Origin of the sequence: Pseudomonas sp. PS02303 (assembly GCF_029959925.1) — a bacterium.
Lineage (GTDB): Bacteria > Pseudomonadota > Gammaproteobacteria > Pseudomonadales > Pseudomonadaceae > Aquipseudomonas > Aquipseudomonas mandelii.
Genome location: NZ_JASCOM010000353.1, coordinates 1 through 4876, shown reverse-complemented (window position 1 = coordinate 4876; position 4876 = coordinate 1). Strand labels below are relative to the sequence as shown.

Sequence of the window (4876 nt, the reverse complement as noted above, 5' to 3'; positions counted from 1 at the left end):
CGCGAAAGCGTCCTGTCAGTCAACATCTATCTCAACTGACACACCGCCTTCGCGAGCAGGCTCGCTCCCACAATGGGGTCTGTGGTGGCCTTTCAGTTCGTGGGGGCAGCCAGTTGTGGCGGCGGGGCGAAGTCGAAGGGGGCGAGGGCAAACCCTTGCTCATCCACTTGCAACGCCCAGCCCTGACGGTCCCAATCCCCCAGCACAATGCGCTTGGCCGCTTGCTCGCCAATCTGCAACTTGTGGATGGCCGGGCGATGGGTGTGCCCATGGATCAAGGTTTTTACGCCAAATTCCTGCATGATCCGCGGCACTTCGTCCGGCGTGACATCGACGATGTCATTGGCCTTCATCCGCGTCTGGGCCCGGCTTTCGCTGCGCAGTTTGCGCGCCAGTTTATGGCGAGTGCGCAACGGCAGGTGCCGCAGGATGAACAGGGTGATCGGGTTGCGCAGGTAGCGACGCAGCTTCATATAAGCTTCGTCGCGGGTGCAGAGGCTGTCGCCGTGCATCAAAAGCACCGGCTCGCCGTTGAACTGCACGACACTCGGGTCCTTCAGCAACGTGCAGCCGGCCTGTTGGCAGAAGGCCTGGCCGAGCATGAAGTCGCGATTGCCGTGCATCAGAAATATGGCCGTGCCGCTGTCGCTAAGGGTGCGCAGGGCCTGGCAGATGGAACGCTGGAACGGCGTCATGGCATCGTCGCCAATCCACGCCTCGAAAAAGTCGCCCAGAATGTACAACGCACTCGCCGAGCGGGCGCGTCCGGCGAGCAAATCCAGAAACGCCCGGGTGATGTCCGGGCGCTCCTCTTCCAGATGCAAGTCTGAAATCAGCAGTATCACGCTTCGATGATCTCGGCTTTCTCGATGATCACGTCTTCTGCTGGCACGTCCTGGTGGCCGGATTTCATGGTGGTGGAAACACCTTTGATCTTGTCGACAACGTCGGTGCCTTCAACGACTTTGGCGAATACTGCGTAGCCCCAGCCCTGAGTGGTTTTGGCGCTGTGGTTCAGGAAGCTGTTGTCAGCCACGTTGATGAAGAACTGGGCGGATGCCGAATGCGGCTCCATGGTGCGGGCCATGGCGACGGTGTACTTGTCGTTCGGCAGGCCGTTGTCGGCTTCGTTCTGAATGCTTGGGCGCTTGTCTTTCTTTTCTTTCATGCCTGGCTCGAAACCGCCGCCCTGGATCATGAAGTTACCGATGACGCGGTGGAAAACGGTGTTTTCGTAGTGACCGGCTTTGACGTACTCGATGAAGTTGGCAACGGTCAGCGGTGCCTTTTCAGCGTTCAGTTCCAGGACGATGTCGCCATGGTTGGTGGTCAGTTTGACTTTGGTCATGATTACTACTCATTCAATGAATTCGTGGGTTTCGGGGCATTTAAGCCCTCAACCGGTCCGGCCAATGTCGGCCAAGGTGCGCAGTTTAGCGTGCCGGGCGCGAATTTCGAGGCTGTTTTTCATTTGCATCCGATTAAATGCAGCCGTTTTCGGGCCTGCTCTGTCAGCGACTTGACGGCATCGGCTATGATAAGCCCCTTTGTTTTAACAGCCGCTTTGATTTGGCCAACTGGCCGCGCACTTGTACGTTCAAGGATCCTATGAGCAAGCCCACTGTCGACCCTACCTCGAATTCCAAGACCGGCCCTGCCGTGCCGGTCAATTTCCTGCGCCCGATCATCCAGGCGGACCTGGACTCGGGTAAGCACACGCAGATCGTCACCCGTTTCCCGCCTGAGCCCAACGGCTACCTGCACATCGGTCACGCCAAGTCGATTTGCGTGAACTTCGGCCTGGCCCAGGAATTTGGCGGCGTCACGCACCTGCGTTTCGACGACACCAACCCGGCCAAGGAAGACCAGGAATACATCGACGCGATCGAAAGCGACGTCAAATGGCTGGGCTTTGAATGGTCCGGCGAAGTGCGCTATGCCTCGCAGTATTTCGACCAGTTGCACGACTGGGCCGTCGAGCTGATCAAGGCCGGCAAGGCCTACGTCGACGATCTGAGCCCTGAACAGGCCAAGGAATACCGCGGCACCCTGACCGAACCGGGCAAGAACAGCCCGTTCCGTGATCGCTCCGTGGAAGAAAACCTCGACTGGTTCGCCCGCATGCGTGCCGGCGAATTCCCGGACGGCGCACGCGTGCTGCGGGCCAAGATCGACATGGCCTCGCCGAACATGAACCTGCGCGACCCGATCATGTACCGCATCCGTCACGCCCATCACCACCAGACCGGCGACAAGTGGTGCATCTACCCGAACTATGACTTCACCCATGGTCAGTCGGACGCCATCGAAGGCATCACTCACTCGATCTGCACCCTGGAGTTCGAAAGCCACCGTCCGCTGTACGAGTGGTTCCTCGAGAACCTGCCGGTCCCGGCAAAACCGCGCCAGTACGAGTTCAGCCGTCTGAACCTGAACTACACCATCACCAGCAAGCGCAAGCTCAAGCAACTGGTCGATGAAAAGCACGTCTTCGGTTGGGACGATCCGCGCATGTCCACGCTGTCGGGCTTCCGTCGCCGTGGCTACACGCCGAAATCGATCCGCAACTTCTGCGAAATGGTCGGCACCAACCGTTCCGACGGCGTGGTCGACTTCGGCATGCTCGAATTCAGCATCCGTGACGACCTCGACCACAGCGCCCCGCGCGCCATGTGCGTGTTGCGTCCGCTGAAAGTCGTGATCACCAACTACCCGGAAGGCCAGGTCGAGAACCTCGAACTGCCGTGCCACCCGAAAGAAGACATGGGCATGCGCGTTCTGCCGTTCGCCCGTGAGATTTACATCGACCGTGAAGACTTCATGGAAGAGCCGCCGAAAGGCTACAAGCGCCTGGAGCCGGACGGCGAAGTGCGTCTGCGCGGCAGCTACGTGATCCGCGCCGACGAAGCGATCAAGGACGCCGAGGGCAACATCGTCGAACTGCGTTGCTCCTACGACCCGGAAACATTGGGCAAGAACCCTGAAGGCCGCAAGGTCAAAGGCGTGGTGCACTGGGTGCCGGCCGCGGCCAGCGTCGAGTGCGAAGTGCGTCTGTACGATCGCCTGTTCCGCTCTGCGAACCCTGAGAAGGCCGAAGACAGCGCCAGTTTCCTGGACAACATCAACCCTGACTCGCTGCAAGTCCTCACCGGTTGTCGTGCTGAACCCTCGCTGGGCAATGCACAGCCGGAAGACCGTTTCCAGTTCGAGCGCGAAGGTTACTTCTGCGCGGATATCAAGGACTCGAAACCAGGTGCTCCGGTATTCAACCGTACCGTGACCTTGCGTGATTCGTGGGGCCAGTGATTCAAGGAAACTAAAGTGCTTACGATCTACAACACGCTCACCAAGAGCAAAGAAGTCTTCAAGCCGCTGGATGGCAACAATGTGCGCATGTACGTCTGCGGGATGACCGTGTACGACTACTGCCACATTGGCCATGGCCGCAGCATGGTCGCGTTCGACCTGGTGACCCGCTGGTTGCGGTTCAGCGGTTATAACCTGACGTATGTGCGCAACATCACCGACATTGAAGACAAGATCATCAATCGGGCCAAGGAGAACGGCGAACCGTTCGACGTGCTGACCGAACGCATGATCACCGCGATGCATGAGGACGAGGCGCGCCTCAATATCCTCAAGCCGGACATGGAGCCGCGGGCCACCGATCACATCGCTGGCATGCAGACCATGATCCAGACCCTGATCGACAAGGGTTACGCCTACGCTCCGGGCAATGGCGACGTGTATTACCGCGTCGCCAAGTTCATGGGCTACGGCAAGCTGTCGCGCAAAAAAATCGAAGACCTGCGCATCGGCGCGCGGATCGAAGTCGACGAGTCCAAGCAGGACCCGCTGGACTTCGTGCTGTGGAAAGGCGCCAAGCCGGGCGAGCCCAGCTGGCCATCGCCGTGGGGCGACGGGCGTCCGGGCTGGCACATTGAGTGCTCGGTGATGTCGACCTGCTGCCTCGGCGAGACCTTCGACATTCATGGCGGCGGCAGCGACCTCGAGTTCCCGCACCACGAAAACGAAATCGCCCAGAGCGAAGCGGCCACCGGCAAGACCTACGCCAACGCGTGGATGCATTGCGGCATGATTCGCATCAATGGCGAGAAGATGTCCAAGTCCTTGAACAACTTCTTCACCATTCGCGACGTGCTGGAAAAGTACCACCCGGAAGTCGTGCGTTACCTGCTGGTGTCGAGCCACTACCGCAGCGCGATCAACTATTCGGAAGACAACCTCAAGGACGCCAAAGGTGCCCTCGAGCGTTTCTACCATGCGTTGAAAGGCCTGCCGAGCGTGGCGCCGGCTGGCGGCGAAGCCTTCGTCGAGCGTTTCACCCAGGTGATGAACGACGACTTCGGCACGCCGGAAGCCTGCGCGGTGCTGTTCGAGATGGTTCGCGAGATCAACCGTCTGCGCGAGAGCGATCTCAATGCGGCGGCAGGTTTGGCGGCGCGCTTGAAGGAACTGGCCAGCGTGCTGGGCGTGCTGCAGCTTGAGGCCGATGATTTCTTGCAGGCCGGCGCTGAAGGGCGCGTTGATGCGGCTGAGGTTGATGCGCTGATTCAGGCGCGTTTGACTGCCCGTGCCAACAAGGACTGGGCCGAATCCGACCGTATCCGCGACCAGCTCACCGCGATGGGCGTGGTGCTGGAAGACGGAAAGGGCGGCACGACCTGGCGGTTGGCTGACTGACTGCTTCGAATGCCGCAAAACAAAACCCGCCTTGTGCGGGTTTTTGTTTTTGGCAGTCCGCGAGGTTATGTGGTGTTTGATCTGGCCCCTTCGCGGGCAAGCCTCGCTCCTACAAGGTCGCGTCGTACACAATATTGGCGAACGACGCGCCCCTGTAGGAGCGAGGCTTGCC

The 4876-nt window shown here is 59.7% G+C and carries 4 protein-coding genes; 2 read left to right on the top strand and 2 right to left on the bottom strand.

Features of this window, described 5'->3' with window-relative positions; translation table 11 throughout:
* Positions 1–92: 92 nt before the first annotated feature.
* Entirely contained in the window at positions 93–845 is a 753-nt protein-coding gene (gene lpxH, locus QMX98_RS32415; RefSeq protein WP_172790601.1) for a UDP-2,3-diacylglucosamine diphosphatase, read from the bottom strand.
* Entirely contained in the window at positions 842–1348 is a 507-nt protein-coding gene (locus tag QMX98_RS32410; RefSeq protein ID WP_077748732.1) for a peptidylprolyl isomerase, read from the bottom strand. Before QMX98_RS32410 ends, lpxH begins: the two co-directional genes overlap by 4 nt.
* A 260-nt stretch (positions 1349–1608) precedes the next feature.
* On the opposite strand from QMX98_RS32410, the gene QMX98_RS32405 reads away from it, so the two are divergent.
* Both QMX98_RS32405 and cysS read left to right on the top strand, forming a co-directional pair.
* On the top strand, positions 1609–3306 hold the full coding sequence (locus QMX98_RS32405) for a glutamine--tRNA ligase/YqeY domain fusion protein (protein ID WP_282411966.1): 1698 nt from the start codon (positions 1609–1611) through the stop codon (positions 3304–3306).
* Between the two features lie 15 nt (positions 3307–3321).
* Positions 3322–4704 (top strand): cysteine--tRNA ligase, encoded by a 1383-nt coding sequence (cysS, locus tag QMX98_RS32400; RefSeq protein ID WP_010458820.1) that lies wholly within the window; start codon positions 3322–3324, stop codon positions 4702–4704.
* The last annotated feature ends 172 nt before the right edge of the window (positions 4705–4876 follow it).